Consider the following 26,862-nt stretch of genomic DNA (forward strand, 5'->3'; position numbering starts at 1 on the left):
GGTGGGCCCGGAGGGCCGGTGCCGGGGGAGTGTCGTTCCCCCGGCACCGGCATCAGCACCGGACCCCGGCCGCGTACGGGCCGGGTTTCAGGCTCCGGAGACGGGAGCCGGGCGCGACGCGCCGCCCGGGGCGCCGACGGAGCCCTCGGCGTCGGCACCGGCACCGGCTCCGGCGTCGGCCCCGGCCCCGGCGCCTTCCCCGTCACCGGGGCCCTCGGCCGCCGGGGGGCCGCCCAGCGGGCCCGCCGTCACGCAGACGGCGACGAGCAGGGCGGCGACCAGCACGATCCCGGCCGACCACCAGAAGGCCGTGGTGAACCCGGAGACCATCCCCTCCAGTTGCACCCGCCCCGCGTCCGCCGCACCGGTCGCGTGGGAGGCGACGTACGCACCCGTGACGCTCGCCGCGATCGTGTTGAGCAGGGCCGTGCCGATGGCGCCGCCGATCTGCTGCGAGGTGTTGACCATCGCGGACGCCACGCCCGCGTCGCCCGGCCGCACGCCGACCGTGGCCAGCGAGATCGCCGGGATCATGGTGGCGCCGAGCCCGAGGCCGAAGAGCAGCTGCCCGGGCAGGACCAGGGCGGCGTACGAGCTGTCCACGTCGATCTGGGTGAGCAGCAGCAGGCCCACCGCGGCGGCGAGCAGGCCCGGCACCATCAGGGTGCGGGGCGCGACGCGGGGCAGCAGCCGGGCGCCGATCTGGGTGGAGCCCGCGATCAGGCCGACGCTCAGCGGCAGGAAGGCGAGACCGGTCGTGACCGGGGAGTACGCCTTGACGACCTGGAGGTAGTAGGTGAGGAAGAGGAAGATGCCGAACAACGCGATGATCGCGAGGCCGAGCGCCAGGAACGCCCCGCCCCGGTTGCGGTCGGTGAGCACCCGCAGAGGCAGCAGCGGGTTGCGGACCTTCGACTCCAGGACCACGAAGGCGACCAGCAGGACCAGCGCCCCGGCGAGCAGGCCGAGCGTGCGGGCGTCGCCCCAGCCGCTCTCCTCGGCGTGTGCGAAGCCGTAGACGAGGGCCACCAGGCCGACCGTGGAGAGGATGGTGCCGGGCACGTCGAGCGGGGAGCGGTTGCGGCCCTCGGCGGGCTCGCGGATGGTCAGCACGGCGCCGGCCGCGGCGACCAGGGCGAACGGGATCAGGACGTACAGGCTCCAGCGCCAGTTCAGGTAGTCGGTGAGCGCCCCGCCGAGCAGCAGGCCGATGGCCGCGCCGCTGCCGGAGACGGCCGCGTAGATGCCGAAGGCCTTGCCGCGCTCGGCGGCGTCGGTGAAGAGCACCGCGAGCAGCGAGAGCGCCGCCGGGGCCAAGAGCGCGGCGAAGGTGCCCTGGAGGGCGCGGGCGCTGTACAGCATCCACTGCTCGGTGGCGGCGCCGCCCAGCACCGAGGCCGCGGCGAAGCCGACGAGCCCGGTGACGAAGGTGCGGCGGCGGCCCCACAGGTCGGCGATGCGCCCGCCGAACAGCAGCAGTCCGCCGAAGGCGAGGGCGTAGGCGGTGATGGCCCACTGGCGGTTGCCGTCGGAGATGCCGAGCTCGGTCTGGGCCGAGGGCAGGGCGATGTTGATGATGGTGTGGTCGAGGTTGACCAGGAGCTGCGCCATGGCGATGAAGACCAGGGCCTGCCAGCGCCTGGGATCGAGCGCCGGTGCGGTCGGGGACATGGACGTGCCTGCTTTCGGGTCGGGGTCGGGGGTCGGGGTCGGTGTCGGGGAGGAGAAGCGGATCTTCGGGGGCGTACGGGGGTGTACGGGTCGGGGACGGGGGTGCACGGGGTGCGCTTGTGGCCCTGGCCCTGGCCCTGGCCTTGGCCCTGGCTCCGGCCCTGGCTCAGTGCCGGATGTCGCCCAAGCTGACCGCCCGGCCCGGGAGTTCGCCGCCCGCCGTGCTCTCCATGCCGGCGAGCAGCAGTCGGCAGTGGCGCTCCAGGAGCAGCTCGGCGCGCCCGCCGTGGACGTGGCCGGGCAGCGGACGGGTGAGCTGGCCGAGGGCCACCATCAGGTCGCCGGGACCGACGTCGGCCCGCATCCGCCCGGCCCGCTGGGCGCGTTGGACGGCCTGGAGCGCCACGTCGTCCACGCTCTGCCGGGCCGCCAGCAGCTCGCCGTCGGCGAGCCACGCCTGCTCGGGGACCATCAGGCACAGCAGCCCGATGCCCTCCCGGGCGGCGCCGACCGCGAAGCGGCGTACCGCCTCGAAGGGGTCGGCCTCCTCGGCGAGCGCGCTGCGGCCGTGGGCGGCGATGCGTTCGGCGGCGGCCAGGCAGACGCCCCGTACCAGCGCGTCCCGGTCGGGGAAGTGCCGGTAGAGGGTGGCGTTGCCGACGCCGGCCGCGCGGGCGATGGGGTCCAGCGGCGCCGCCGTGCCGTGCGCGCAGAACGCGCTGCGGGCGGCGTGCAGGATCTTGGCCCGGTTGCGGACCCGGTCCGCGCGCGGTGCGGGCCGGCCGGGTGCGTTCACGGCCGTCATGGCTGACCTCCCGAGGTCGTGGGTCGTGGTCGTAGGTCGTCGGCCGTCCTGTCGGACGGGTGGCGGAACGGCCCGCCGAAACGGGGAGTCGCTCTCCGCCCGGCGAAGCCGCGCCCCCAACGGGCCCCGCCCCGGCGCTATTTCCGGCATCCGTGTGACCTGTGCCACAAAATCGGCCGGAAACGCGGGCGGAGGCACGCCCGGACCGGGTGTGCCTCCGCGAGACGGTGCCGCTGGGGGTGTTCCGGGGCCTCAGCGCGCGCCGGCGACCGCGGAACGGCGGTACGCGGCGGCCGGATGACGCTCCGGCAAACGGGGACCCGAGCCCGGCAGGAGCTTCTCCCGGAGCGTTCCGGGGGAGTACTCCCGCCGCATCAGACCGCGCTCCTGGAGCACGGGCACGACGTGGTCGATGAAGTCCTCGAAGGTGCCGGGCGTCGTCACGTACGTCACGTTGAAGCCGTCCACCCCGGCCTCGCCCCACCGCTCCAGCTCGTCGGCGATCTGCTCGGGCGTGCCCACCGCCCGCGTGGTGACCATGAGCCGGGCCAGGTCGGCGAAGGTCATCGTCTTGTCCGGGGCGCTCTCGATCAGCCCCCGCACCGCGCCGTGCGCGACCTCGGTCCGCAGCTCGTGCAGCGGCTTCTCCAGGTCCACGGCGCTCAGGTCGACGCCGATGTTGCCGCTCATGTGCGTGAGCAGCCCCTCGACGCTCAGCATCTCGTCGATCTCGGCGTTCTTCCGCCGGGCCTCCTCCTCCGTGCTGCCCACGACGAACGACAGGCCCTGGAAGAAGGAGATGTCCTCGGGCCCGCGCCCCGAGGCCGCCGCACGGGCCCGCACGTCGTCGATGTTGGTGCGCGCGGCGAGCGGGTTGGGGGCGAGGATGAACGTCCCCTCGGCGTGCCGCGCCGCGAAGGCCCGGCCCGCCTCCGAGGAGCCCGCCTGGAACAGCACCGGCGTCCGCAGCGGGGACGGTTCGCACATGTGCGGGCCCGCCACCCGGTACCGGTCGCCGGCGTGGTCGATGCGGTGGACCTTCGCCGGGTCGGCGTACACGCCGGCCGCGCGGTCGCCGAGCACCGCGTCGTCCTCCCAACTGCCCTCCCACAGCTTGTAGACCACGTCCATGTACTCGTCGGCCCACACGTACCGCTCGTCGTGCGGGACCTGCGCGTCGAAGCCGAAGTTGCGCCCGGCGGAGGACTGGAAGGAGGTCACGATGTTCCAGGCGACCCGCCCCTTGGTGAGGTGGTCGAGCGTCGACACCTTCCGGGCGAAGGCGAAGGGGTGCTCCTGGAGGATCGAGCCGGTGAAGGCGAAGCCCAGGTGCTCGGTGGCGTGCGCCAGGGCCGGGATCAGCACCGCCGGGTCGTTGTTGGGGAACTGCGCCGCCTCGCGTACGGCCGTGTCCAGGCCGCCTCGGTAGACGTCGTAGGTGCCGATGACGTCGGCGAAGAAGAGGGTGTCGAAGCGGCCGCGCTCCAGCGTCCTGGCCAGCTCGATCCAGGTGTCCAGGTCGGCGTAGCGGGTCTGGAGGGTGTCGGGGTGCCGCCAGAGGCCGTGGTTGATGAAGGAGACGCAGTTCATGGTGAACGCGTTGAAGACCAGGGGCCTGGCCGGGTGCTGTGCCGCCATGTCCGTCACTTCCCTTCCGCCGCGTCGAGCGCCCGGAAGTGCGGGATGACCTTCTCGCCCCACTGCCGGATCGTCTCCAGGCACGCCTCCTGCGGCACGGTGCCCATCTGGATCAGGCACATCACCTCGTCCACCCCGATCTCGCGCAGCCGCTCCACGTACGCGATGGCGTCCTCGGCGCTCCCGTAGGCGTGGTCGGCGTTGTACGTGCCGGTGCTGTTCGGGGTGACCGGGATCTCCGCCTCGTGGAGCTTGGCCACCAGGTCGCGCCTCCCGGCCGCCAGGGCCGCGCGGTCGTCGCCCGCCTCGACGCGCTGGTCCGGGACCGGGCCGCCGCCGTACCAGTGGGCGATGGACTCGGCGAAGTAGCGCTGTCCGCGCAGCCCGACGCGGCGGGCCTCCTCCGGGTCGTCCAGGACGATGGTCGGACAGAGCGCGGAGAAGTGGTCGTTGACCTCGGTGGAGACCAGGCGCTCGCCGGTGCGGGCCGCGATGGCCTCGTCGTAGATCTTGCGCAGCCCGCGGATGTTGTCGGCGCCCGCGAAGCCGAGGACCAGGGCCCCGATGCCGTAGTCGGCGGCCAGCCGCAGGGTGTCCTCCTTGGAGCAGGCCATGAACAGCGGCGGGTGCGGGTCCTGCACGGGCCGGGGCAGCACCGCGCCGGGGCCGATGTCGAGCGAGCCGTGCCACTCGAAGGACTCCTCGCGCCAGGCGTTCGCGAAGATCCGCAGCGCCTCCTCCATCTGCGGGTAGGTGTCCTCGGGCCGCACCCCGTACATGGCCATCTCCTGCGCGGTGGCCCCTCGGCCCGCGCCGATGTCCACCCGGCCGCCGGACAGCACGTCGAGCATGGCGGCGCGCTCGGCGACCCGGACCGGGTGCTGGTAGTTGAAGGGCATGGTGACCACGCCGTGCCCGATGCGGATCCGCTCGGTGCGGGCGGCGACCCAGGTCAGGAAGATCTCGGACGCGCTCATGTGGGCGTAGTACTTCAGGGCGTGGTGCTCGACCGCCCAGATCCGGTCGAAGCCCATCTCCTCGGCGTACACGGCCTGTTCGACACAGTCGTGGAGGACCTGCCGCTCGTGCTCCGGGGTCGGGTCGGTCAACTGCGCTTCGAAGATCATCGAGAACTTCACGAGGGTGCTCCTGTACGGGGGCGGGGATACGGGCGGAGGTGAGGGCGGGGCCGGGGCCGGGGCGCGGGCGGGGTCACGCCGGGACGAGGCGGCGGTAGGCGCGCCGGAAGTAGAGGAGGGGCTCGGCGTCCCGCAGCGCCAGGGCGCGGGTGACGCGGCCGATGACGATCGTGTGGTCGCCGCCGGGCAGCTCGTCCTCCAGCTCGGCCTCGAAGCAGGCGAGCGCGCCGGCCAGGACGGGCGCCCCGTTCTCGCCGGGGATCCACTCGGTGCCGTCGAACTTGTCGCCGCCGCTGGTGGCGAACCGCCGCGACAGCGCGGCCTGGTCGTGCGCGAGGACGTTGACGGCGAAGCGGCCGGCGGCCCGGATCCGCGGCCAGCTCGTGGAGGTGCGGGCGGGCGAGAAGGTGACGTAGGGCGGGTCGAGGGAGAGCGAGGCGAAGGACTGCACGGCGAGCCCCGCCGGCCCCGAGGCCCCCTCGGCGGTGATGACCGCGACCCCGGTCCCGAAGGCGGCGGCGGCTTCGCGGAAGGTGTCGCTCGCGACGGTGCTGGACATGGTGGACCCCCTGGTCGTGTGGATGGCTACGGCTGTACGCGGGCGGCGGTGGCGGAGCGCGCCAGATTGGCGTCCATCTCCCGCTCCCAGTGCTCGTTGGCGGGCCGGGTGTCGATCTCGAACTCGAAGCGGCGCGTCATGTCGTCCGTGACCGCGTCCGCGTCGACGTAGAACTGCGCGTACCAGCGCCGCAGTTGGTAGACCGGTCCGTCGCCGTCGGAGAGCAGCGGATTGTCGATGTGCGTCTTGTGCCGCCAGATCTCGATGTCCTGCCGGAAGGCCACCCCGAGCCCGTCGGCGGTCCGCGCCGCCGCCTCCCGGGCCCCGTCGGCACTCATCCCGGGCAGCCGGCGGACCTTGACGCCCCACATCAGCCGGAAGGAGGTCGCGGAGACCGGGTAGTGACAGTTGATCAGCATCGACTCGGCCTCCGTCCCGTCGCCGAGCGGCTGCCACACGCGGTCGGTCATGTAGGACGGGCCGTAGTAGGCGGCGTCGGAGCGCAGGCTCAGATCGGCGCCGATCAGCTCGACGCCGGAGTCGCGGCGCGGGGTGCTCTCGATGTACATCGAGGCGACGTGGCCCTCGAAGACGTTGGTGAAGCGGGTGGGCACGGAGTGGTGCACGTAGAAGAAGTGCGCCATGTCGACGATGTTGTCGACGACCTCCCGGCAGTGCGCGCCCTCGATCAGCACGCTGTCCCAGGACCAGTCCGACCAGTCCTCGCCGAAGACGTCGTCGATACGGGGCACGGTGACGTGCGCCGGGGGCGGGGCGCCCTCGGGGTCGTGCCAGACGAAGAGCTGCCCGTCCTGCTCCAGTGTGGTCCAGGACCGGGTCCGTGCGCGGGGCGGTACCCGTCGGGCGTACGGGATGTCGGCGCAGTGGCCGTCGCCGTTCCACAGCCAGCCGTGGAAGGGGCAGGAGAGGGTGTCGCCCTTGACGGTGCCGTGGGCCAGGTTGCCGCCCATGTGCGGGCAGTACGCGTTGAGCACGTGGAGCTCGCCGCTGTCCTGGGCCTGGAAGACCACGAGTTTGGTGCCGAACGCGTCGATCTCGTGGGGGCTGCCGTCCTTGAAGGAGTCGGCGAGCCCCAGACAGTGCCAGCCCCGGGCGAACCGGGCCGGGGGTGTGGTGCCTTCGATGACGCGCACGTCCGGCGCGCCGGACGCGGGGACGGGGGCGGCGGGACTGGGCATACGGGTTCCTTGGGTGAGGGCGGGTACGTCGGGGCGGGGGAGCGGGGGAGCGCGGACCCCCGGCTCAGCCGATGGCGTCGGTAGTGTCGGTGTCGGTGTCGGTGTCGGTGCCGGTGCCGGCTGCGGTGGCGTCGAGGGCCTCGGCGATGAGCGCGTACGAGCGCAGCCGGGCGTCCTGGTCGTGCAGCGCGGTGACGATCATGAGCTCGTCCGCGCCGGTGGCCCCGGCGAGTGCGGTGAGTTCGGCCGCGACCGAGCGCGGGTCGCCGACGACGCCCCGGGCGCCGAAGGGGGTGGAGCGGCCGGCGAGCAGGGCGACGGCCTCGTCGGCGGGGAGCAGCGCGTCGGGCAGCCCCTGGGCGATCCGCAACTGCGCGAGCTCCTGCGCCGCCGCGTGCCGCCGGGCCTCGGCCGAGGTGTCGGCGGCCACGGCCGTGAGGCTGATCAGGGCGTAGGGCCGGTCAAGCACCTTCGAGGGCCGGAAGGTCTCCCGGTAGAGGCGGATCGCGCCCGCCGTGTCCCCGCCGAAGTGGTGCGCGAAGGCGAACGGCAGCCCGCGCGCGGCGGCGACCCGGGCGCCGTACGGGCTCGACCCGAGGATCCACAGCGGCGGCCCCGGCGTGTCCGCGGGCACGGTCCGCACGCTCCGGTACGGGCTGCCCGGCGCGTGGTCCCGGTGTCCGAGGAAGGCCTCCAGGTCCGTCACCTGGGCGGCGAACTCGCCCGGGTCGGCGCGGCGCAGGGCGTGCGAGGTGGCCGGGTCGGTGCCGGCGCCGCGACCCACGCCGAGGTCGACGCGGTCCGGGTGGATGGCGTGCAGCAGGGTGAACTGCTCGGCCACCGCGAGCGGCGCGTGGTGCGGCAGCAGCATCCCTCCGGAGCCGACCCGGATGCGCTCGGTGCGCGCGGCGAGATGGGCGAGCAGGACGGGCGGCGAGGCGGCGGCGAGGGCCGGGTGGTTGTGGTGTTCGGTCACCCACAGGCGGCGGTAGCCGAGCGCTTCGGCGTGCCGGGCGAGCCGCACGCTGTCGGCGACGGTCCGCCCGGAGGTGCTGCCGGTGGGGATGAAGGTGGTGTCCAGGACGGACAGCGCGGGTGCTGCGGGCATGGCGGGGCCCGACTCCCTTCGGGAGGATCGAACTTCGGGACGGCCGGACTTCGGCCGGATTTCGGGCGGGCTTCGGCCGGACTTCGGCCGGGCTTCGGCCGGACTGCGGGGCGGGTCAGTCGTAGGTGACGGCGACCGGCGCGCGGTCGCCGGGAGGCAGCGCCTGGCAGGCCAGGACGTATCCGTCGGCGAGGTCCTCGGGGGTGAGCACGCCGGGGGCGGGGGAGACCACCGTGCCCCGCTCGACCCGGCACACGCAGGCCCCGCAGAGCCCCTCGCGGCAGGAGAAGGGCGCGTCGACGCCGTGCGCGAGCATCGCCTGGAGCAGCGTGCTGCCGTCGCTCCAGCCGATGTCGTACCGCTCCCCGTCGAGCACGAGGGCGAGCGGACTGACGGCGGAGGCCGGCCCAGCCCCGGACCCAGGCCCAGGCCCAGCCCCGGACCCAGGCCCAGCCCCGGACCCAGGCCCAGCCCCTTGCCCCGACCTCTGCCCCGGCTCGGGCGCCGCGAACGCGCCGTCGAGCGACACGAAGACCTCGCGGTGGATCCGTCCGCGCGGGACCCCGTGGGCGCGCAGGGCTTCGGCGACCGCGTCCATGAACGGGGCGGGCCCGCACAGATAGGCGCTCCGGTCCCGGTAGGGGGCGAGGAGCTGGTGGAGCAGGGCCCGGTCCGGGCGGCCCTGCACCGAGTCCAGCAGGTGGTGGACGAGCAGCCGCTCCGGGTGGGCGGCCGCCAGGTCGCGCAGCTCGCGGCCGAAGACGACGGACGCCTCGTCGCGGTTGGCGTACACCAGGACGACCCGGGCGGTGCCCCGCTCCAGGGCCGCCGAGGCGATCGCGAGCACGGGGGTGATCCCGCTCCCGGCCGCCGCGAGCAGCAGGTCGCCGTCCCAGTCGGGCGGGGTGAAGGCACCGGCGGGCGGCAGCGCCTCCAGCCGCAGGCCGGGGGCGGCCCGGTCGCACAGCCAGGAGGAGACGGCCCCGCCGGGCACCCGTTTGACGGTGATGCGGGGCGCGGCGCCGGTCCGGGAGAAGGAGTAGCAGCGGGCCTGCCCCTCCGGCCCCCGGACGGTGAGGAACTGCCCGGGCCGAGGGTCGAGGGGCGAGCCGTCCACCGTCTCGACGACGAGGCTCACGACGTCCTCGGCCTCCCGGACCACCGAGCTGACGACGACCGGGAGCACCCGCGTACGCTCACTCATCCTCGCCGCCCACCGGGACGGCGCCCGCGCGCATGGCCCGCTCGATGGAGGCGCGCAGCCGGGTGCAGACGGCGACGGTGCCCTCGGGCCGCCCGGCGAGCTCGGGGCAGTGGGAGGTCGGGCGGAGCCACTGCGTACTGGTGTGGGCGAGGCTCCGCTTCTCGACGAGCACCTCGCTGGGGCACGCGTCGCAGGAGAGGCGCTGCTGGGCCATCGCTCAGCGCTCCCCGGCCGTCTGCCGGGCGAGGTTCGCGTCGACCTCCGCCTGCCACACCCGTACCGCCCGCTCGGTGTCGATCTCGAACTCGAAGCGGTCGGTCATCGCGGGCTCGACGTCGGCGACGTCGACGTAGAACTGCTCGTACCAGCGGCGCAGTTGGTAGACGGGGCCGTCCTGGTCGCAGAGCAGGGGGTTGTCGATGCGGGTCTTGTTCCGCCAGATCTCGATGTCCTGCTCGAAGCCGGCGGCCAGCCCCTGGGAGGCCTGGGCGGCGGCCTCGGCGGCCTCGGTGTCGGTCATGCCCGGGAGCTTCTTCACGATGGCCCCGTACATGAGGACGAAGGAGTCGGGACCGACCGGGTAATGGCAGTTGATCATGGCGGTCTCGACGGTGGTGCCTGCCTCGTCCACGTCCATGTCCAGGTAGACGATCATGTAGGAGGGGCCGTGGTAGGAGGCGACCGAGCGGGTGTCCCCCTGGGCGGAGACGGTCTGGTCCGCCGTCATGTCGCCGCGCGGGGCGGTGGCCTGGTACTGGGTGGCGACGTGCCCCTCGAAGACGTTCTTGAAGTACGTCGGGAACGAGTTGTGCACGTAGAAGAAGTGCGCCATGTCCACGACGTTGTCGACGATCTCGCGGCAGTGCGAGCCCTCGACGCGCAGGGTGTGCCAGGTCCAGTCGCTCCACTGCCCGTCGAAGACGCCCTCGATCCGGGGGATCGTCACGCCCTCGGGCGGCGGGGCGCCCTCGGGGTCGTGCCAGACGAAGAGCTGCTTGTTCTCCTCCAGTGTGGTCCAGGACCGGGTCCGTGCGCGGGGCGGTACCCGTCGGGCGTACGGGATGTCGGCGCAGTGGCCGTCGCCGTTCCACAGCCAGCCGTGGAAGGGGCAGGAGAGGGTGTCGCCCTTGACGGTGCCGTGGGCCAGGTTGCCGCCCATGTGCGGGCAGTACGCGTTGAGCACGTGGAGCTCGCCGCTGTCCTGGGCCTGGAAGACCACGAGTTTGGTGCCGAACGCGTCGATCTCGTGGGGGCTGCCGTCCTTGAAGGAGTCGGCGAGCCCCAGACAGTGCCAGCCCCGGGCGAACCGGGCCGGCGGCGCCCCCTTCTCGATGTCCCTGACCTCGTGTTCCGTGCTCACCGGAACGCTCATCGATCATCCCTCCGCGGTCTCTTCGTGCCAACGGACGCCGAGTCTGCGGGGGCCCCGGAGACCGGGCCAAGGGTGTTCCCGCAGAGCGGGAGAACGGTGGGGAGACGGGTCTCGGCCTGGTCGGATGACTGGTGTACGTTCCAACGAAGAGCCGGGCGCGACGGCCCGCCCGGCGGAAGCGGAGGGGGAGAGCCATGCACGGGGGCACGGGGGACGCGGCGAGGTTAAGGGCGGTGGAGACGGCGGGGGACCCGGCCGGTCCCACGGCGCCGGTGTCGATGATCGACCGGATCTCCGGCATCCTCGACGTCTTCGAGGAGGCCGACGGGCTGACGATGACCGAGGTGATCCGGCGCACCGGACTGCCCCGCTCCTCGGTCCACCGCATCCTGGAACACCTGACGAGCGTGCGCCTGCTGCGCCGCGACGACAAGGTCTACCGGCTGGGGATGCGCTTCATGGAGCTCGGCTCCCTGATGTACCACCGCGACCAGGTGCGGACCGCGGCCATGCCGTACCTCCAGCAGCTCCACTGGTCCACCGGGCTGACCTCACAACTGGCCGTGCTGGACGAGGACAAGGTGGTGTACCTGCTCCAGGTCGGCGCCCCGGTCGGGATCCCGTCCCGCCAGTTCGTCGGGGGCCGCTTCCACGCGTCGAGCCACGTGGTGGGCAAGGCGCTGCTGGCCTACACCCCGTGCCCGCCCGGGGTCGACCACCCGCCGGTCTCCCGGAGCCTGCGCGCCGAACTGGCCGACATCCGCACCCGGGGCATCGCCTTCGGCCCCGACGCGGTGGCGGGCATCGGCTGCGTGGCGACCCCGGTGATCGGCGCGGGCGACCGCGCGGCCCTGGCGGCCATCTCGATCAGCGGCCCGGCCGAGAACCTGGAGGTCCCGCGCCTGGCCGCGATCCTCCGGCACACGGCGGCGACCCTGCGCAAGGGCGCCCCGACCCTGGCGGGGTGACGCGGCCGGGTGGACGGCCGCGGCGCGAGCCCCGGGGCCGTCCGTCCGGCCGGCCGAGGCTCAGCCCACGATGGCGACGGGCGCGTCCCACGCGTTGCGGTCGACGGTGATCGTGTAGCCGCCGCGGGTCTCCTTGCTGTTGGCCTTGTACTGGTGGCCCCGGCTGTGGCCGGTGTACAGCTTGGGGTCCCAGGGCCAGTCCCTGGTGGTGGTCTCCTGGCCGTTCCACAGGGCGTACCAGAGGTTGCCCGGCAGGTCGGTGCGGTCCTTGGCGGTGGCGATCGCCTTCGCGCTGGAGGTGCTGAAGCCGTAGAGACCGGCGCGGTAGGTCTTGGCGCGCAGGGTCTTGGTGAAGGACCGCACATAGGCGAGGGTGGCGTCGTTGCACGCCTTGTCGGCGATGTCGTACGACTCCATGTTCAGGTAGATCGGGCTGCCCGGCCTCATGCCGAGCGCCGCGGCCTTCGCGACGGCGTCGTTCGCGTTGCTCGCGCCGACCGAGGCGGCCGTGGCGGCGGTGAAGCGCTCCTTGTTGAGGCTCTTCTGGCAGGGCGGCTGGGCCCCGACGTACAGCGGGATGACGCGCCAGCCGAGCGTGTCGACCGACTTCGTCCACGCCTTGGTGAGGTTGGGCTGGGCGCAGCCGCGGTTCTTCCCGCCGATGTAGACCGCGACGCCGCCGTAGTAGGCGTCCTTCTTCCAGGCCTTCATCGCGGCGAGGGAGGGCGCCGTGCAGGCGTCGAAGGCCCGGCCCGTGTACGTCTTCTGGGCCGGCCACGCCGGTGCCGCCATCGAGGTCTGCGCCGCGATCCCGGCGCCGGCGACGGTGACGACGCCCGTCACCCCGAGGGCTATGTGCCGGCCTCTCCTGGACCGCCGATGCTGCGGCATTTCCCCACCCCTGTCTCCGTACGCTCCCGGACCCCCGGGAGCGCGCCCACTCTATCCACCGGACACCCCTCCCCGATGGTCACCCTCAGTTACTATGCTCGGATCGCACATACGGAAGAGATGGGTGGCCTGGGAAGTGCTGAAAGAGGTCGTAGCGACCCGCTATGTCACGCCCCTGCGTGAGGGCGGCTCGCTCCCCGGGATCGTCGAGGCCGACGACCTCGGGACGTACGTCATGAAGTTCACCGGCGCCGGGCAGGGCCGCAAGACGCTCGTCGCCGAGGTGATCTGCGGGGAGCTCGGGCGGCGGCTCGGGCTGCGGGTGCCGGAGCTGGTGACCATCCAGCTCGACCCGGTGATCGGTCTTTCGGAGCCCGACCAGGAGGTGCAGGAGCTGCTGAAGGCGAGCGGCGGCCTCAACCTCGGCATGGACTTCCTGCCCGGCTCGCTCGGCTTCGACCCGCTCGCGTACGAGGTGGACCCGGTGGAGGCCGGGAAGGTCGTCTGGTTCGACGCGGTGATCAACAACGTCGACCGGTCCTGGCGCAACCCGAACATGCTGGTCTGGCACGGCGACCTGTGGCTCATCGACCACGGCGCCACCATGATCTGGCACCACAACTGGCCCGGCGCCGAGGCCTCCGCCGCCCGCCCGTACGACGCCTCGGACCACGCTCTGGCCCCGTTCGCCCCGGACGTCGCCGCCGCCGCCGAGGCGCTGGCGCCGCTGGTGACCCGCGAGCTCCTGGAGGAGGTCGCCGCCGACGTCCCCGACGCCTGGCTGGCCGACGAGCCCGGCTTCGCGACCACCGACGAGCTGCGCGCCGCGTACGTGGCGGCCCTGCTGCCGCGCGCCGCGACCATCCACGAGCGGATCACCCTCGGCCCCCGCACCGAACGGCGCCCCCAGCAGCCCCCGGGCTGGCTCGCCGACCGCCTCGCCCCGCGTTCCGCCCAGAAGGACAGCACCACGTGACCGATCGCGATGTCTTCGAGTACGCCCTGCTGCGCGTCGTGCCCCGGGTGGAGCGCGGCGAGTGCTTCAACGCCGGCGTGGTCGTCTACTGCCGGGCCAGGTCCTTCGTGGCCGCCCGCACCCATCTGGACGAGGCCAAGCTGGGAGTCCTCGACCCGGCCGCCGACGTCGCCGGGGTGCGGGCCGCGCTCCGCGCGGTCGAGGGCGTCTGCCTCGGCGGCGCCGACGCCGGGCAGGCGGCCGGCGACGACGCCGGGCGCCGCTTCCGCTGGCTGATCGCCCCCCGCTCGACGGTGGTCCAGCCGGGCCCGGTGCACACCGGACTGACGGCCGACCCCGAGGCCGAGGTGGCACGCCTGCTCGAACTGCTGGTGCGTTAGGGCACCCTCGCGCGCGGGAGCCGCGCGGTGCGCCCGGTGGGCCGTTGACACCGGGTGCCAGGGCTTCTAGCGTCTCGTCTGCGGACGATACTAAGCGGTCGCTCATGTGCGGGAGAGCGAGCGGACCGAGGTGTCGGCCACATCCACGGATGATCCAAGGGCGAGGAGAACCAGCATGTCCACCACCGAGCAGCGCGTAGCCGTCGTCACCGGTGCCGCTCGCGGCATCGGAGCCGCCACCGCGATCCGGCTCGCCGCCGAGGGCCGCGCCGTCGCCGTGCTCGACCTCGACGAGGCGGCCTGCAAGGACACCGTCGAGAAGATCACGGCCGCGGGCGGCACCGCCCTCGCCGTCGGCTGCGACGTGTCCGACGGCGCCCAGGTGGAGGCCGCCGTCGCGCGCGTCGCCGCCGAGCTCGGCGCGCCGACCATCCTCGTCAACAACGCGGGCGTGCTCCGCGACAACCTGCTCTTCAAGATGGACGAGGCCGACTGGGACCTGGTCATGAACGTGCACCTCAAGGGCGCGTTCCTGATGGCGAAGGCCTGCCAGAAGCACATGGTGGACGCGGGCTTCGGCCGGATCGTCTCCCTCTCCTCCTCCTCGGCGCTCGGCAACCGGGGCCAGGCCAACTACTCCGCCGTCAAGGCCGGTCTCCAGGGCTTCACCAAGACCCTCGCCAAGGAGCTCGGCAAGTTCGGCGTCACCGCCAACGCCGTCGCCCCCGGCTTCATCGTCACCGAGATGACCGCCCAGACCGCCGAGCGCGTCGGCATGGGCTTCGAGGACTTCCAGGCCGCCGCCGCCTCGATGATCCCGGTCCAGCGGGTCGGCCGCCCCGAGGACGTCGCCCACGCCATCGCCTTCTTCACGGGCGACGACGCAGGCTTCGTCTCCGGCCAGGTCATGTACGTGGCCGGCGGCCCGCTCAACTGACGTACGGGTCCGGAGAGGGAGAGGAGCAGGACGCGATGAGCGCACAGGAACCGCCCGAGCTCTCGGGCAAGGTCGCCCTGGTCACCGGCGCCAGCCGGGGCATCGGTTACGGGGTCGCCGAGGCCCTGGTCGCCCGAGGCGACCGGGTCGTCATCACCGGGCGGGGCGAGGAGGCCCTCAAGGAGGCCGTGGAGCGGCTCGGCGCCGACCGGGTGATCGCGGTGCCCGGAAAGGCGCACGACGAGGCCCACCAGGCCGCCGCGGTCGCCGCCGCCATGGACGTCTTCGGCCGGGTCGACTTCCTGGTCAACAATGCCGGGACCAACCCGGTGTTCGGGCCGATCGCCGAGCTTGACCTGAACGTGGCCCGCAAGGTCTTCGAGACCAATGTCGTCTCGGCCCTCGGCTTCGCCCAGCAGACCTACCGGGCGTGGCAGAAGGAGCACGGCGGGGCGATCGTGAACATCGCCTCGATCGCCGGACTCGCCCCCTCGCCCTTCATCGGCGCGTACGGGATGAGCAAAGCGGCGATGATCAATCTGACCCTCCAGCTGGCGCACGAATTCGCCCCGTCGGTCCGGGTCAACGCCATCGCCCCGGCGGTCGTGAAGACGAAGTTCGCCGCGGCGCTGTACGAGGGTCGGGAGGCCGAGGCGGCCGCCCCTTATCTGCTCGGCCGGCTCGGCGAACCGCAGGACATCGGCGGTGCGGCGGCCTTCCTGACCTCCGCGCAGTCGGACTGGATCACCGGCCAGACGCTCGTCGTCGACGGGGGTCTTTTCCTGAACGCCGGTGTCGGGTGACCGGTATCCGGACACTTTCTTGAATTCGTGACCGGTTTGGCCCCGGTTGTGCGCGGAATGCCCTCAAGTGCCCCGCCAGGGCCGAGCATTGACCTGGCGGGGGGCTGCGGTATCGTTCGCCGACCCAGGCTGAACGAGGAGCGTGCACGTGTTCAACCGGACCAGTCTGCAGGCCGCTGCAGCCCTTGCGTCCATATCCCTCCTGTCCGCATGCAGTGTGTTTTCGGACGGTGAATCCGCAGGGGATCAGAGAATCGTCATCGGTACGACGAGTTCTCCTTCCACGCTTGATCCGGCTGCCGCCTGGGACAATTCCTGGGAGCTTTTCCGGAATGTCTTCCAGACGCTTGTGGCCTTTCCCACGGGAACCACGAGCCCGAAGCCGGACGCGGCGGACTGCAAGTTCAAGGAGGGCAGTTCGAGCCGGGTCTTCGAATGCGTCCTCCATGACGGGCTGACCTTCTCCAACGGCCACAAGCTCGACGCCAAGGCCGTCCAGTACTCGATCGAGCGCATCCGCAAGATCGACGTCGACGGCGGCCCGAACGGCATGCTGGGCTCGCTCGACAAGGTCGAGGCCATCGACGACCGCACGGTGGTCTTCCGGCTGAACAAGTCGGACGCGACCTTCCCGTTCATCCTCGCCACTCCGGCCATGTCGATCGTCGACCCGGCCGAGTACCCGGCGGACCAGCTCCGCAAGGACGGCAAGCTGGTCGGCTCCGGACCGTACGTCCTCGACTCGTACACCGAGGGCCAGAAGGCCGAGCTGACCCGCAATCCCAGCTACAAGGGCTTCGCCGACCGCAAGAACGGCGGCGTGACCATCCGGTACTTCAAGGAGTCCGAGCCGATGGTGGCCGCGCTCCGCAAGAAGGAGATCGACGCCACCTACCGGGGTCTGACCGCCGAGGAGGTCGTCGCCCTCCAGGCGGACACGCCGGAGAACAAGGGCCTCCAGCTCGTCGAGTCCACCGGCGCGGACATCCGCTACCTGGTCTTCAACACCCGCGACGAGTCCGTCGCCCGGCTGCCCGTCCGCAAGGCCATCGCGCAGCTCGTCGACCGCGACGAGCTGGTGAACAAGGCCTACCAGGGCACGGCCGAGCCGCTGTACTCCATGGTCCCCAAGGGCATCTCGGGCCACACCACCAAGTTCTACGACCGCTTCGGCTCGCCCGACGCCGCCAAGGCCAAGGCGATCCTGCGCGACGCCGGCATCACCGAGCCGGTCAAGCTCGACTTCTGGTACACCACCGACCGCTACGGCTCCGCGACCGCCGCCGAGTTCAAGGAGCTCAAGCGGCAGCTGGAGAGCAGCGGCCTCTTCCAGGTCACCCTGCACGGCAAGCCCTGGAAGGACTTCCAGGCGGGCTACCAGAAGGGCCAGTACCCGGTCTTCGGGCGCGGCTGGTTCCCCGACTTCCCGGACCCGGACAACTTCGTGGCCCCCTTCGTCGGCGAGGAGAACGTCCTCGGCACCCCGTACGTCAGCCCGAAGATCACCAAGGAGCTGATTCCCAAGTCCCGGCGCGAGAGCGACCGGGGGGCCGTCACGGACGAGTTCGTGCAGGCGCAGGAGATCATGGTGCAGGACGTCCGGCTGCTGCCGCTGTGGCAGGGCAAGCTCTACATCGCCGCGAGCGACGACATCGGCGGCGGCGAGCGGGCCCTCGACCCGCAGACCGTCATGCAGCTGTGGGAGCTCAACCGCCGCACCAGCTGGTAGTCCGGGCGGCGTTGCCCGAGGGCGGTGCCGGCCGCGTTGTCAGTGGCCCCCGGTAGGTTTCTCGTAGCCAAGCGAAACACCCACCGGAGGTTGTTGACGTGACCGACACCGACATGCTGCCCGAGTCCTGGCGCGGCGTCCTCGGCGACGAACTGCGGAAGCCGTACTTCGAGCAGCTCACCGAGTTCGTCGAGAAGGAGCGGGCGAACGGGCCGGTCTACCCGCCGCGCGAGGAGGTCTTCGCGGCCCTCGCCGCGACCCCGTTCGACAAGGTGAAGGTCCTGGTCCTCGGCCAGGACCCCTACCACGGCGAGGGTCAGGGACACGGGCTCTGCTTCTCCGTCCGGCCCGGCGTGAAGACCCCGCCCTCGCTGCGCAACATCTACAAGGAGATGCAGGCCGAGCTCGGCCACCCGGTCCCCGACAACGGCTATCTGATGCCGTGGGCCGAGCAGGGCGTCCTGCTGCTCAACGCGGTGCTCACGGTCCGCGCCGGCGAGGCCAACTCGCACAAGGGCAAGGGCTGGGAGAAGTTCACCGACGCCGTCATCACGGCCGTCGCCGCCCGGCCCGACCCGGCGGTCTTCGTCCTCTGGGGGAACTACGCGCAGAAGAAGCTCCCCCTCATCGACGAGGAGCGGCACGTGGTGGTGAAGGGCGCCCACCCCTCGCCGCTGTCGGCGAAGAAGTTCTTCGGCTCCCGCCCGTTCACCCAGATCGACGAGGCCGTCGCCGCCCAGGGCCACGAGCCGATCGACTGGCGCATCCCCGACCTCGGCTGAGCCTCGGCCGGATCCGGCGCGGCTGCGGCTAGCGTCGGATCCGGGCCCGCCCCACCGGCGGCCGGAGCGACAGCGTGGACAACGCGTGGAGGCCGCAGTGACCGGGCAGCAGCAGGTGTCGGACGACGGCGTCATGACCAGGATCGGGCAGGCGAGGATGCTCCTGCACGGCGGCGACAGGGAAGAGGCCCGCAACCGCTTCGGCGAGATCTGGGCGCAGCTCGGGCCGGACGGCGACCCGCTGCACCGCTGCACCCTCGCCCACTACATGGCCGACGCCCAGGACGACCCCGACGTCGAGCTGGCCTGGGACCTGCGGGCCCTGACGGCGGCCGAGGGGATCGACGGTGACCGGCAGCGCCGCCAGGACTCGGCGGCGGCGCTGCGCGCCCTCTACCCCTCGCTCCACCTCAACCTGGCCGCCGACTACGAGAAGCTGGCCCGCCCGGACGCGGCCCGCGTCCACCTGGACCGGGCCCGCGCCGCCTCCGAGGTCCTGGACGACGACGGGTACGGCAACGGGGTGCGGGCCGCGATCGAGCGGCTGGAGCTACGGCTGCGGGGTCAGCGCCCGTAGGTGCCACGGCAGATCCTCGCCTGCTCGCTCGTAGGGCTCCAGCCGCCGTAGCGGGCGCCCAGCTCGCAGACCTCGGCGGCCGAGCGGGGCGGCTTCTCCAGCAGGCCGGGCAGATCGATGCCGGGGCCGTGGCCGGTGCCCGGGCGCGGCTGCTTCGTGGCGCGCGGCGCGGCCTCGTCGCTCCGGCCGGACGTCCCGTCCGTCCCGCTCCGGCCGCCGGAGCCGCCGCTGGACACCCCGCCGGAGTCGTGCCGCCGCTCGACGGAGGCGCGCGGTTCGGGCGTCGGATCGGGCATCGCCGCCTCCAGGGCCTCGCGGGCGGGGCCCTGGACGATCTGCGGGGCGACGTCGTGGCCCGGCCGGGCGTCCGCCGGGCTCGGGACCGCCGGGGGAGCCGGCGAGGTCGGTTCGACCGCGACGCAGCCCGAGAGGGCGGCCATCGCGACCCCGGCCAGGATCCTCACTGTGGTTCTGGTTCCATGCACCCGGGCAACTCTGCTGGTCGGGACGGGTTCCTCACACCCCTACTCGCGAGGAATGCCCGTAATGGGTGATCACCCGGGTGCGGGCTGACCCGGTGCCCCGGGGCCGGATCAGTCGCCCGTGGCGCCGTCGATCCGCTCCCGGATGAGGTCCGCGTGCCCGTTGTGGCGGGCGTACTCCTCGATCATGTGGAGGTAGATCCAGCGCAGGTTGAAGGTCTCGCCGCTGCGGTGCTTCCCGCTGCCCGGCTCGTCGAGGCCGCGCCCGGCGGCGTTGGCCCTGGCATGCGCGATCTCCCCCTGCCAGGTGGCGTACGCCTCCGCCCATGTGTCCCCGTCGGTGACGTGGATGTCGCCGTCGTGGTCCTCCTTGGTGCTGTAGATCCAGCCGGCGTCCCGCTCCCCGGCGAGCACGCGGCGGAACCAGCCGCGCTCCACCTCGGCCATGTGGCGGACCAGTCCCATCAGGTTGAGGTCGGAGGGCGGGGCGGCGGCGGTGCGCAGCTGGGCGTCGTCGAGGCCCTCGCACTTCATCGCCAGGGTCGCGCGGTGGAAGTCGAGCCACTGCTCCAGGGCCTGGCGCTCGCCGGTCAGGGTGCCGGGGTCGACGCGGCCGGCGGTGGTGTCGGTCTGTTCGGTGCTCATGCCCCGCATCGTCGCCCATGATCGTCCGGCGGGCCAGACCCGTGCGGCGGACGCCCGCCGCACGGGCCCGTGTCAGGTCCCGAGCATCCCGCGCAGCAACTCCTCGAAGCCTGTCCGCAGTTCGGCGAGTCCGGGCACGGCTGTGTGGAAGGAGCCGGCGGCGCAGGAGAACATCAGCCCCTCGCACCAGGCGATCAGCGAGAGCGCGTGCCGCTCGGGCGCCGGGGAGCCGGCCGCCGCCATCATCGCGGTGACCGGCCCGTGGAAGACCGAGCCCGCGGCGTCGACGGCATCGCGGACTGGCGGCCGCCCGCCGACCCGTACCGCCCCGCGTAAGCTGACCGGCGGATACGGCCCTGCGGGCGATACAGCCCTTCGGGCGATCCGGCCCCACGGGCAACGGGCCCGCGGGCAATCGGGCAATACGGCCCTGGGGCAATACGGCCCCGCGGGCGACGCGCACTACGGCAAGGAGCACCCGTGAAGGTTGGCTGCATCGGACTCGGCGACATCGCGCAGAAGGCCTATCTGCCCGTCCTGGCCACCCTTCCCGGGGTCGAGCTCCACCTCCAGACCCGGACGCCCGCCACCCTCGAACGGGTCGCCGACGCCCACCACCTGCCCGCCGGGCGCCGCCACCTCGACCTCGACTCGCTGCTCTCCGCCGGACTCGACGCCGCCTTCGTGCACGCCTCGACCGCCGCGCACGCCGAGATCGCCACCCGGCTCCTCGACGCCGGGGTGCCGACCTACGTCGACAAGCCGCTCGCCTACGAATACGCCGACTCCGAGCGGATCGTGGAACTCGCCGAGAAGAACGGCGTCGGCCTCGCCGTCGGCTTCAACCGCAGGCTCGCCCCCGGCTACGCCCAGTGCCTGGAGCACCCGCGCGAGCTGATCCTGCTCCAGAAGAACCGGATCGGACTCCCCGAGGACCCGCGCACCTTCGTCCTCGACGACTTCATCCACGTCGTCGACACCCTGCGCTTCCTGGTGCCCGGCGACATCGACCACATCGACGTGCGCGCCCGCGTCCGCGACGGGCTGATGCACCACGTCGTGCTCCAGCTCTCCGGCGACGGCTTCACCGCCATCGGCATGATGAACCGGCTCAACGGCTCCACCGAGGAGATCCTGGAGGTGTCCGGCCAGGACGCCAAGCGCCAGGTCCTCAACCTCGCCGAGATCGTCGACCACAAGGGCCAGCCGACCGTGCGCCGCCGGGGCGACTGGGTGCCGGTGGCCCGTCAGCGGGGCATCGAGCAGGCGGTGCTGGGCTTCCTCGACGCCGTACGGGAGGGCCGGGAGCTCAGCGCGCGGGACGCCCTGCTGACCCACGAGCTGTGCGAGCGGGTGGTACGCGAAGCCCTCGCCCAGGCCTCCTGAGCGCCCGCGCGCCCGTGACCGCGCACAGCGCGCCGACCACCAGCAGCGCGCCGCGCACCGCCCAGTCGCCGAAGCGCGCGTAGCCGGTGGTCCCGTGCGCGAGCGGCAGCGCGTACACGGCGGCGGCGCTGCGGTCGGTGCCGAGCGCGGGGCCGACGCGCCGCCCGTCGGGGCCGTACGCGGCGCTGATCCCGGTCAGCGTCGCGTGCACCACCGGACGCCCCGACTCCGCCGCCCGCAGTGCGCCCAGCGAGGCGTGCTGCGCGGGGGCCCAGGTGTCCTGGAAGGTGGAGGTCGCCGACTGCGCGACCACCACGTCCGCGCCGTCCTCGACCAGCCGCCGGGTCATGTCGGGGAACGCCGACTCGAAGCAGACCAGCGGCCCGACCCGCAGACCCGGGCCCGCGCCGCCGCCGGCCGGCCGGGGGAGCGTCATCACGACCGGGTGGGTGCCCCGGCGGCGGTCCTCGCCCGCCGCGCCCTTGCCGACCGAGGTCGCCCAGCCGAGCAGGGCGCGTGCCGGGACGTACTCGCCGAAGGGGACCAGCCGCATCTTGTCGTACCGCTGCCCGGTCGGACCGTCGGGGCCGACCAGGATCGCGCTCTTGTAGATGCCGGGCCGGTCGGAGCGGCGCGCGTCCACGTTGACCAGCAGCGGCGCGCCGACCGTCCGGGACAGCGCGGCCAGCCGGGCGGCCAGATCGGGCCGGTCGCCCAGGTCCGCGCCCACACTGCTCTCCCCCCACACCACCAGGTCGGGGCGCTCCCCGGCGAGCGTCCTGGTCAGTCGCTCGGCGCGGTCGAAGCGCCGGTCCGCCCCGCCCGGCCCGTCGAACACACCCGGCTGGACCACGGCGATCCGCGCCGTGCCGTCGGTACGCGGCGGGGCGGCACCCCACCACACCAGCCCCAGCAGCAACGCACAGCCCACCAGGCCCACCAGGCCCACCAGCGCGGTACGGCCCGCCGGCCGCACCGCCACGAGCAGGGCGAGGGCGGTGTTCACCGCCACCACGAGCAGGCTGACCAGCCAGACCCCGCCGACCGAGGCGAGCCGCAGCGCGGCCGGCACCTGCCACTGGCTCGCCCCGAGCAGCCCCCACGGCCCGCCCAGGCCCTGCCAGGAGCGGACCAGCTCCACCAGCAGCCAGCCGGACGGTACGACGAACAGCGCGGCGGCGGCCCGCCGGCCGGAGGGCCGCCCGCCCAGCATGGCCCGCACCAGCCACCCCCACGGCAGCCACAACAGCCCCAGCAGCGCGGCGAGGACGAGCAGGAAGACGTGCAGGCTCGGCAGCAGCCACTGGTGCACGCCGAGCATGAAGCCGATGCCGCCGCACCAGCCGTCGAGACCGGCCCGGCGCGCGCTCGGCGCCGTACGGATCAGCAGCAGCCAGGGGACGAGTGCCAGGTACGCGAACCACCACAGCGACGGCGCGGGGAAGGCGAGCGCGGGCAGGGCGCCCAGCGGCACCGCGAGGGCGGACCGGCCGAGCCCGGACCGGAGCCCCGGTCCGGCGAACGGATTGCGCATACGGTGCCTCCCGCCGTCGCTCCCCCGGACGTCGTCCGGGGGACCCCCACCAGTGTGCGCGCGGCCCGGCCGCCGGGCGTCACAGGCGGCGCCACTTCTCCTCGACGACGACCGAACGCAGCAACCAGCCGCGCCCCGTCCGCCGCAGCGCGAAGGCGTAGCGCCCGCCGCAGACGAAGTCCTCGCCCGACTCGAAGCGCATGGGGTTCACGTAGTCGGCGGCCACCGTGGCCGTGTCGCCCGGGTAGCCGCCGAGGTCCTGGATCCGAACCCGCCGGTTCACGATGAGGTGCTGGCGCACGGGGAAGAGGCGCATCGTCTCGGCGAGCCAGTCGGCGACCTCCGCCGCGGGGCCCTCGACCCCGCCGGAGCCGCGGTAGTCCGCGCGTCCGTCGGGGGCGAACAGCGCGCGGTACGCCGTCCAGTCGGAGTCGTCCACCGCCACCGCGTAACCGGTGATCAGGTCGTCGATGGCGAGCCGGTCCATCACGGTCGCGAGATCCACGCGCTGCGTCATCGGTTCAGTGTCGGGCAGCGCGGTCCGGGGGCCAAGGGGCGTGCGCTAGGGGACTGGTACGAGATCCGTCATACTTCCGGCCATGCGCACGCACTTCGATCCCGAACTGACCGACCCGAACGCCTTCTACCGGCTGCTCACCGCCACCGTGGTGCCGCGGCCCATCGCCTGGGTGTCGACGACGGCCGCCGACGGGACGGACAACCTGGCCCCGCACTCCTTCTTCACGATCGCCTCGGTCGTGCCGCCCGTCGTGCAGTTCACCTCGGTGGGGCGCAAGGACTCGCTGCGCAACGTGGAGGAGACGGGGCAGTTCACGGTGAACTTCGCGCCCGAGGGGCTCTTCGAGCGGATCAACGCGACGGCGACCGACTTCCCGCGCGGGACGAGCGAGTTCGACGCCTGCGGCATCGAACGGGAACCGGCCCTGCGGGTCCGCCCGCCGAGGGTCGCGGGCTCGCCGGTGGCGCTGGAGTGCGTGCTGCACAGCACCGTGCGGATCGGGGACTCGACGGTGGTCTTCGGCCGGGTGGTGCACGCGGCGGTGGACGCCTCGGTGCTGGTGGACGGCCACCCGGAGATGGACCTGCTGCGCCCCCTCTCGCGGCTCGGCAAGAACGAGTGGGGTACCACGGCCGACATCAGGGAACTGGCCCGCGTGCCCTACCGGGCCTGAGCGCGGCGGGACCCACGGGGCGTCCGGGGGCAGCCGCTGTGGCAGCCGGAGACGTCGGCGAGGAGGCCGACGGATCCGGCGTGGTGGTCGAAGTCCACCCTGCCGTTGACGGCCGGCACGACCACCGGGTTCGGGCGGGTCCGCGGATCGGTGCGGAGTGCTGCTCCCGGGAAACACTGGTGTCGCTCGATCCCCTCTTCCATCATGTGAGCGGTGCCGACCGGCCCCGGTCCGCGTTGCGAAGGAGTCCCGTGCCGCCGCTGGAAGACCTCCCCCGTCCCCTCGACCTCGACGCCGCCCGGCTGTCCGATCAGGCGGCGCGCTACCGCGCCGAGGCATGGTGGCGCGACAGCACGTTCAGCGACGACCTGCGCGGCCTCGCGGCGGCGGATCCCGGCCGACCAGCGCTGGTCACCGGACGGGACGGCGGAGTCCTGACGGTGGGCTACGGGGAGTTGGACCGGGCCGTCGACCGCTTCGCCGCCGGCCTGACCCGTATGGATCCGCCGGTGCGGGTCCTGGCGTACCAGCTGCCCGACTGGTGGGAGACCCTCGCCCTCATGCTGGCCTGCATGCGCACCGGGGTCGTGGCCGTCCCGCTGCTGCCGGTGCTCGGTGAGCGCGACGTGCGCCGCGCGCTGGCCCTCACCGGAGCCGACACCCTGGTCACCCGGGGCGGCCCCCAGGCGGAGACCGCCGCTCGCGCCGTCCACGCGCGGCCCGGCTTCCACCGCCACATCGTCCACGACGGTCCGGACTCCCTGGCCACCGCGGGACTCGAACGCGACGACGCCCCGCTCCCGCGCACCGTCGACCCAGACCGCACCTGCCTGATGCTGTTCACCTCCGGCACCACCGGGCGGGCCAAGGCCGTGCTGCACAGCCCGAACACCCTGTATGCCGGCGGGACGGCGCTGGCCCGGGCGATCGGGGTGGGGGAGCGGCCCGTCATCGCCGCGGCGAGCACGGTCAGCCACATCGCCGGCCTCGGTTTCGCCCTCCTCGCCCCGCTCGCCACCGGCGGCACCGGCGTCTTCCAGGACTCGCCCGACTCCGCGGCGCTGCTGACCCTGCTGGAGGCATCGGCGGCCCAGCACCTCTTCGCCACCACCATGCGGCTGCCGGACATCGCGCGCGAACAGCGCACCACCCCGCGCGACCTGGACGCGCTACGTGACGTACTGACCGGAGCGACCACACCGACCACCGCGCTGGTCGAGGACGCCGAGAGGGCCTTCCCCGGCACCGCCGTGCGGGCCGCGTTCGCCTCGACCGAGACCTGCCTGGTGGCGATGGTGCCGACGGGAGCTCCCGCGGGCACCTCCGCCCACAGCGACGGCGTGCCGGTAGCGGGCTTGGAGGTCACCAGGCCGCGATCGGCGGACCCCGTCGTCCGCCTGCGAGTCCGCGGCCCGTCGGTCTGCCTGGCCACCGGAGACGCCGACGGACTGCACCCGACCGCCGACCAGGACGACGGCTGGTACTCCAACGGAGACCTGATGCGCCACACCGCCGACGGCGCGCTGCGCTACGTGGCCCGGACCAGCGAGTGGATCGGCGTCGACTTCCTCGTGCCGGCCCGCGACGTGGAGGACGTCCTGCTCCAGCACCCCTCGGTCGCCGAGGCCGTTCTGGTCGGCGTGCCCGACGGACACGGCACCGAACACGTCTGCGCCGTCGTCGTCGCGGACGGGCCCGCCCCCGACCTGGACGAGCTCCGCCGCCACCTCACCGACCACGGCGTCACCTCCTGGCACCAGCCGACCCTGCTGCGGATCGTCGAGGCCATCCCGCGCGACCACCTCGGCAAGCCCCGCCGTACCGACCTGCGCGAGATGCCCGCCTGACCGGCGTGGGGCACTGCCGGGCAGTTGCCGGGGCTGGGGCCGCACCGGGGTTCCGTCCCGGCCCCGGCCCCGGGGGGTTCGTATGGCGTCAGAACTGAAGCGGCGGGCCGCGATCAGGCCCGCCGGGAGCAGGTCCAGCAGCCCGGGTGGCTCTGTACTCGAGAACGGCTTCTGGCGCACTTTCCGTGGACCAGCACGCTCAGTGACGTTCGCCGGGCGGGCAGGACCTCGGGGAGCTGCACGAAGATGGTCCGTCCCCAGTGCGCTGTGGCTGACCGTTCGACCCGTGGAAGAAGTAGCGCTGACGAGAGAAGAGCACGATGGATCCCCGCATACCCCGCCTGCGTCGCAAGCTGGCCGCGATCCCTTTCCAACCCCTGCGCAGTCACTCCTTCGGGGAAGAGAAACACGAGTTTCGCCTTGGCCCGAAGCTGGCGGAAGCGCGCGTCGCCGCGTTCGAGGCCAAGCACCGCATCGCCCTGCCCGACGCCTACCGGCAGTTCCTTACGCAGATCGGCGGCTCAGGCGCGGCGCCGTTCTACGGCCTCATGCCGCTGGAGCAGTGTTCCCTGCTGGTCATGAATCCGCGCGGAGAACCAGGAGCACCTCGCGGCTTCGACGGTAGAAACCCCATGGGGCACGGAGGCGATCTCTTCCTCGACATCATCGAGATGGGCTGCACCGACGTATGTGCCATCGCGGTGACCGGTCCCCTCACCGGCCGCATCCTCATGGGAAACAGCGACGGATACTGGGGCCCCAACGTCTCCTCCGCCACCGACTTCCTCGACTGGTACGAACGCTGGCTCAACCACATGAGCGCCGGACGTGACAACCGGGCCCTGGAACTCACCTCGCCGAAGCTTCGGGCTCATCCAAACCGCCATCGCCTGGCTCGGAAGATCTGACTCTCCGTAATCCCTTCACGGAAAGTGAGCCAGAACCCGAGAACGGGTTCTGGCTCACCCTTTCCCGGGCGACGGAGGCAACAGCAGTCCGGATGTCTCCTGGTCCTACAGCGGCTTTGCCGCGTTCCG

The 26,862-nt window shown here is 72.8% G+C and carries 27 protein-coding genes and 1 pseudogene; 12 read left to right on the plus strand and 16 right to left on the minus strand.

Features of this window, described 5'->3' with window-relative positions; genetic code table 11:
- Positions 1–87: 87 nt before the first annotated feature.
- The 10 genes from ACZ6J5_RS34270 to ACZ6J5_RS34315 form a co-directional block, all read right to left on the minus strand.
- On the minus strand, positions 88–1,671 hold the full coding sequence (locus ACZ6J5_RS34270; protein ID WP_469397844.1) for an MFS transporter: 1,584 nt from the start codon (positions 1,669–1,671) through the stop codon (positions 88–90).
- Between the two features lie 166 nt (positions 1,672–1,837).
- A complete protein-coding gene (locus ACZ6J5_RS34275) occupies positions 1,838–2,476 on the minus strand; it encodes a TetR/AcrR family transcriptional regulator (protein WP_469397845.1) in 639 nt (212 codons plus the stop codon).
- Between the two features lie 252 nt (positions 2,477–2,728).
- On the minus strand, positions 2,729–4,114 hold the full coding sequence (locus tag ACZ6J5_RS34280; RefSeq protein ID WP_469397846.1) for an LLM class flavin-dependent oxidoreductase: 1,386 nt from the start codon (positions 4,112–4,114) through the stop codon (positions 2,729–2,731).
- Between the two features lie 5 nt (positions 4,115–4,119).
- Positions 4,120–5,253, minus strand: coding sequence for an LLM class flavin-dependent oxidoreductase (locus tag ACZ6J5_RS34285; protein WP_469397847.1), 1,134 nt, complete (start codon positions 5,251–5,253; stop codon positions 4,120–4,122).
- A gap of 73 nt (positions 5,254–5,326) precedes the next feature.
- Positions 5,327–5,812 carry a flavin reductase family protein gene (locus ACZ6J5_RS34290; protein ID WP_469397848.1) on the minus strand — a complete coding sequence of 162 codons (486 nt, stop codon included), beginning with the start codon at positions 5,810–5,812 and terminating at the stop codon, positions 5,327–5,329.
- A gap of 26 nt (positions 5,813–5,838) precedes the next feature.
- On the minus strand, positions 5,839–7,011 hold the full coding sequence (locus ACZ6J5_RS34295; RefSeq protein ID WP_469397849.1) for a Rieske 2Fe-2S domain-containing protein: 1,173 nt from the start codon (positions 7,009–7,011) through the stop codon (positions 5,839–5,841).
- A 64-nt stretch (positions 7,012–7,075) separates the two neighbouring features.
- A complete protein-coding gene (locus tag ACZ6J5_RS34300; RefSeq protein WP_469397850.1) occupies positions 7,076–8,119 on the minus strand; it encodes an LLM class flavin-dependent oxidoreductase in 1,044 nt (347 codons plus the stop codon).
- Positions 8,120–8,234: 115 nt separating this feature from the next.
- Positions 8,235–9,323: a 2Fe-2S iron-sulfur cluster-binding protein gene (locus tag ACZ6J5_RS34305; protein WP_469397851.1), complete on the minus strand. Its 1,089-nt coding sequence runs from the start codon at positions 9,321–9,323 to the stop codon at positions 8,235–8,237.
- Complete coding sequence (locus ACZ6J5_RS34310) at positions 9,316–9,537, minus strand: hypothetical protein (protein WP_469397852.1); 222 nt, start codon at positions 9,535–9,537, stop codon at positions 9,316–9,318. The genes ACZ6J5_RS34305 and ACZ6J5_RS34310 overlap by 8 nt, the downstream gene beginning before the upstream one ends.
- Positions 9,538–9,540: 3 nt before the next feature.
- On the minus strand, positions 9,541–10,683 hold the full coding sequence (locus tag ACZ6J5_RS34315) for a Rieske 2Fe-2S domain-containing protein (RefSeq protein ID WP_469397853.1): 1,143 nt from the start codon (positions 10,681–10,683) through the stop codon (positions 9,541–9,543).
- 245 nt (positions 10,684–10,928) lie between these two features.
- Between ACZ6J5_RS34315 and ACZ6J5_RS34320 the strand changes: the two genes are divergently transcribed.
- Positions 10,929–11,663: an IclR family transcriptional regulator gene (locus tag ACZ6J5_RS34320; protein ID WP_469397854.1), complete on the plus strand. Its 735-nt coding sequence runs from the start codon at positions 10,929–10,931 to the stop codon at positions 11,661–11,663.
- A 60-nt stretch (positions 11,664–11,723) separates the two neighbouring features.
- Here ACZ6J5_RS34320 and ACZ6J5_RS34325 read toward each other — a convergent pair whose 3' ends face one another.
- Complete coding sequence (locus tag ACZ6J5_RS34325) at positions 11,724–12,554, minus strand: glycoside hydrolase domain-containing protein (protein WP_469397855.1); 831 nt, start codon at positions 12,552–12,554, stop codon at positions 11,724–11,726.
- 136 nt (positions 12,555–12,690) lie between these two features.
- Here ACZ6J5_RS34325 and ACZ6J5_RS34330 point away from each other — a divergent pair, with 136 nt between their 5' ends.
- From ACZ6J5_RS34330 to ACZ6J5_RS34360, 7 genes are all read left to right on the plus strand, one after another.
- Complete coding sequence (locus ACZ6J5_RS34330) at positions 12,691–13,530, plus strand: HipA family kinase (protein WP_469397886.1); 840 nt, start codon at positions 12,691–12,693, stop codon at positions 13,528–13,530.
- A complete protein-coding gene (locus ACZ6J5_RS34335) occupies positions 13,527–13,910 on the plus strand; it encodes a DUF3037 domain-containing protein (RefSeq protein WP_469397856.1) in 384 nt (127 codons plus the stop codon). Before ACZ6J5_RS34330 ends, ACZ6J5_RS34335 begins: the two co-directional genes overlap by 4 nt.
- A gap of 175 nt (positions 13,911–14,085) precedes the next feature.
- Positions 14,086–14,847 carry a 3-oxoacyl-ACP reductase FabG gene (gene fabG / locus ACZ6J5_RS34340; RefSeq protein ID WP_362471751.1) on the plus strand — a complete coding sequence of 254 codons (762 nt, stop codon included), beginning with the start codon at positions 14,086–14,088 and terminating at the stop codon, positions 14,845–14,847.
- Positions 14,848–14,882: 35 nt separating this feature from the next.
- Positions 14,883–15,650: an SDR family oxidoreductase gene (locus ACZ6J5_RS34345; RefSeq protein WP_469397857.1), complete on the plus strand. Its 768-nt coding sequence runs from the start codon at positions 14,883–14,885 to the stop codon at positions 15,648–15,650.
- 148 nt (positions 15,651–15,798) lie between these two features.
- Positions 15,799–17,379, plus strand: a complete 1,581-nt coding sequence (locus tag ACZ6J5_RS34350) for an ABC transporter substrate-binding protein (protein ID WP_469397858.1) — start codon at positions 15,799–15,801, stop codon at positions 17,377–17,379.
- A 98-nt stretch (positions 17,380–17,477) separates the two neighbouring features.
- Positions 17,478–18,161: a uracil-DNA glycosylase gene (ung, locus tag ACZ6J5_RS34355; RefSeq protein WP_469397859.1), complete on the plus strand. Its 684-nt coding sequence runs from the start codon at positions 17,478–17,480 to the stop codon at positions 18,159–18,161.
- Between the two features lie 133 nt (positions 18,162–18,294).
- Positions 18,295–18,738 (plus strand): hypothetical protein, encoded by a 444-nt coding sequence (locus ACZ6J5_RS34360; RefSeq protein ID WP_469397887.1) that lies wholly within the window; start codon positions 18,295–18,297, stop codon positions 18,736–18,738.
- Here the strand turns inward: ACZ6J5_RS34360 and ACZ6J5_RS34365 are convergent.
- From ACZ6J5_RS34365 to ACZ6J5_RS34375, 3 genes and pseudogenes are all read right to left on the minus strand, one after another.
- Entirely contained in the window at positions 18,726–19,223 is a 498-nt protein-coding gene (locus tag ACZ6J5_RS34365; RefSeq protein ID WP_469397860.1) for a hypothetical protein, read from the minus strand. The genes ACZ6J5_RS34360 and ACZ6J5_RS34365 overlap by 13 nt on opposite strands.
- Before the next feature lie 108 nt (positions 19,224–19,331).
- On the minus strand, positions 19,332–19,874 hold the full coding sequence (locus ACZ6J5_RS34370; protein ID WP_469397861.1) for a DinB family protein: 543 nt from the start codon (positions 19,872–19,874) through the stop codon (positions 19,332–19,334).
- A 63-nt stretch (positions 19,875–19,937) separates the two neighbouring features.
- Positions 19,938–20,192: pseudogene (locus ACZ6J5_RS34375) on the minus strand (TetR/AcrR family transcriptional regulator); the annotation flags it as partial.
- A gap of 153 nt (positions 20,193–20,345) precedes the next feature.
- On the opposite strand from ACZ6J5_RS34375, the gene ACZ6J5_RS34380 reads away from it, so the two are divergent.
- Positions 20,346–21,251, plus strand: coding sequence for a Gfo/Idh/MocA family protein (locus ACZ6J5_RS34380; RefSeq protein ID WP_469397862.1), 906 nt, complete (start codon positions 20,346–20,348; stop codon positions 21,249–21,251).
- Here ACZ6J5_RS34380 and lnt read toward each other — a convergent pair.
- Together lnt and ACZ6J5_RS34390 are read right to left on the minus strand one after the other, a co-directional pair.
- On the minus strand, positions 21,175–22,785 hold the full coding sequence (lnt, locus tag ACZ6J5_RS34385) for an apolipoprotein N-acyltransferase (protein WP_469397863.1): 1,611 nt from the start codon (positions 22,783–22,785) through the stop codon (positions 21,175–21,177). The two genes, ACZ6J5_RS34380 and lnt, sit on opposite strands and share 77 nt — an antisense overlap.
- 79 nt (positions 22,786–22,864) lie before the next feature.
- A complete protein-coding gene (locus ACZ6J5_RS34390) occupies positions 22,865–23,302 on the minus strand; it encodes a nuclear transport factor 2 family protein (protein WP_469397864.1) in 438 nt (145 codons plus the stop codon).
- Between the two features lie 82 nt (positions 23,303–23,384).
- Here ACZ6J5_RS34390 and ACZ6J5_RS34395 point away from each other — a divergent pair, with 82 nt between their 5' ends.
- From ACZ6J5_RS34395 to ACZ6J5_RS34405, 3 genes are all read left to right on the plus strand, one after another.
- Entirely contained in the window at positions 23,385–23,978 is a 594-nt protein-coding gene (locus tag ACZ6J5_RS34395; RefSeq protein ID WP_469397865.1) for a flavin reductase family protein, read from the plus strand.
- 251 nt (positions 23,979–24,229) lie between these two features.
- Positions 24,230–25,825: an AMP-binding protein gene (locus ACZ6J5_RS34400; RefSeq protein ID WP_469397866.1), complete on the plus strand. Its 1,596-nt coding sequence runs from the start codon at positions 24,230–24,232 to the stop codon at positions 25,823–25,825.
- A gap of 320 nt (positions 25,826–26,145) precedes the next feature.
- A complete protein-coding gene (locus tag ACZ6J5_RS34405) occupies positions 26,146–26,733 on the plus strand; it encodes an SMI1/KNR4 family protein (RefSeq protein ID WP_469397867.1) in 588 nt (195 codons plus the stop codon).
- Positions 26,734–26,862 lie beyond the last annotated feature (129 nt).

It is taken from the genome of Streptomyces sp. NPDC042100 (assembly GCF_055582325.1).

Excerpts from the sequence above, each read along its gene's own strand:
- ACZ6J5_RS34270 (WP_469397844.1), bottom strand. The coding sequence starts at position 1,671 with ATGTCCCCGACCGCACCGGCGCTCGATCCCAGGCGCTGGCAGGCCCTG.
- ACZ6J5_RS34275 (WP_469397845.1), bottom strand. The coding sequence starts at position 2,476 with ATGACGGCCGTGAACGCACCCGGCCGGCCCGCACCGCGCGCGGACCGG.
- ACZ6J5_RS34280 (WP_469397846.1), bottom strand. The coding sequence starts at position 4,114 with ATGGCGGCACAGCACCCGGCCAGGCCCCTGGTCTTCAACGCGTTCACC.
- ACZ6J5_RS34290 (WP_469397848.1), bottom strand. The coding sequence starts at position 5,812 with ATGTCCAGCACCGTCGCGAGCGACACCTTCCGCGAAGCCGCCGCCGCC.
- ACZ6J5_RS34295 (WP_469397849.1), bottom strand. The coding sequence starts at position 7,011 with ATGCCCAGTCCCGCCGCCCCCGTCCCCGCGTCCGGCGCGCCGGACGTG.
- ACZ6J5_RS34300 (WP_469397850.1), bottom strand. The coding sequence starts at position 8,119 with ATGCCCGCAGCACCCGCGCTGTCCGTCCTGGACACCACCTTCATCCCC.
- ACZ6J5_RS34305 (WP_469397851.1), bottom strand. The coding sequence starts at position 9,323 with ATGAGTGAGCGTACGCGGGTGCTCCCGGTCGTCGTCAGCTCGGTGGTC.
- ACZ6J5_RS34310 (WP_469397852.1), bottom strand. The coding sequence starts at position 9,537 with ATGGCCCAGCAGCGCCTCTCCTGCGACGCGTGCCCCAGCGAGGTGCTC.
- ACZ6J5_RS34325 (WP_469397855.1), bottom strand. The coding sequence starts at position 12,554 with ATGCCGCAGCATCGGCGGTCCAGGAGAGGCCGGCACATAGCCCTCGGG.
- fabG (WP_362471751.1), top strand. The coding sequence starts at position 14,086 with ATGTCCACCACCGAGCAGCGCGTAGCCGTCGTCACCGGTGCCGCTCGC.
- ACZ6J5_RS34345 (WP_469397857.1), top strand. The coding sequence starts at position 14,883 with ATGAGCGCACAGGAACCGCCCGAGCTCTCGGGCAAGGTCGCCCTGGTC.
- ACZ6J5_RS34360 (WP_469397887.1), top strand. The coding sequence starts at position 18,295 with ATGACCAGGATCGGGCAGGCGAGGATGCTCCTGCACGGCGGCGACAGG.
- ACZ6J5_RS34370 (WP_469397861.1), bottom strand. The coding sequence starts at position 19,874 with ATGCGGGGCATGAGCACCGAACAGACCGACACCACCGCCGGCCGCGTC.
- lnt (WP_469397863.1), bottom strand. The coding sequence starts at position 22,785 with ATGCGCAATCCGTTCGCCGGACCGGGGCTCCGGTCCGGGCTCGGCCGG.
- ACZ6J5_RS34390 (WP_469397864.1), bottom strand. The coding sequence starts at position 23,302 with ATGACGCAGCGCGTGGATCTCGCGACCGTGATGGACCGGCTCGCCATC.
- ACZ6J5_RS34395 (WP_469397865.1), top strand. The coding sequence starts at position 23,385 with ATGCGCACGCACTTCGATCCCGAACTGACCGACCCGAACGCCTTCTAC.
- ACZ6J5_RS34405 (WP_469397867.1), top strand. The coding sequence starts at position 26,146 with ATGGATCCCCGCATACCCCGCCTGCGTCGCAAGCTGGCCGCGATCCCT.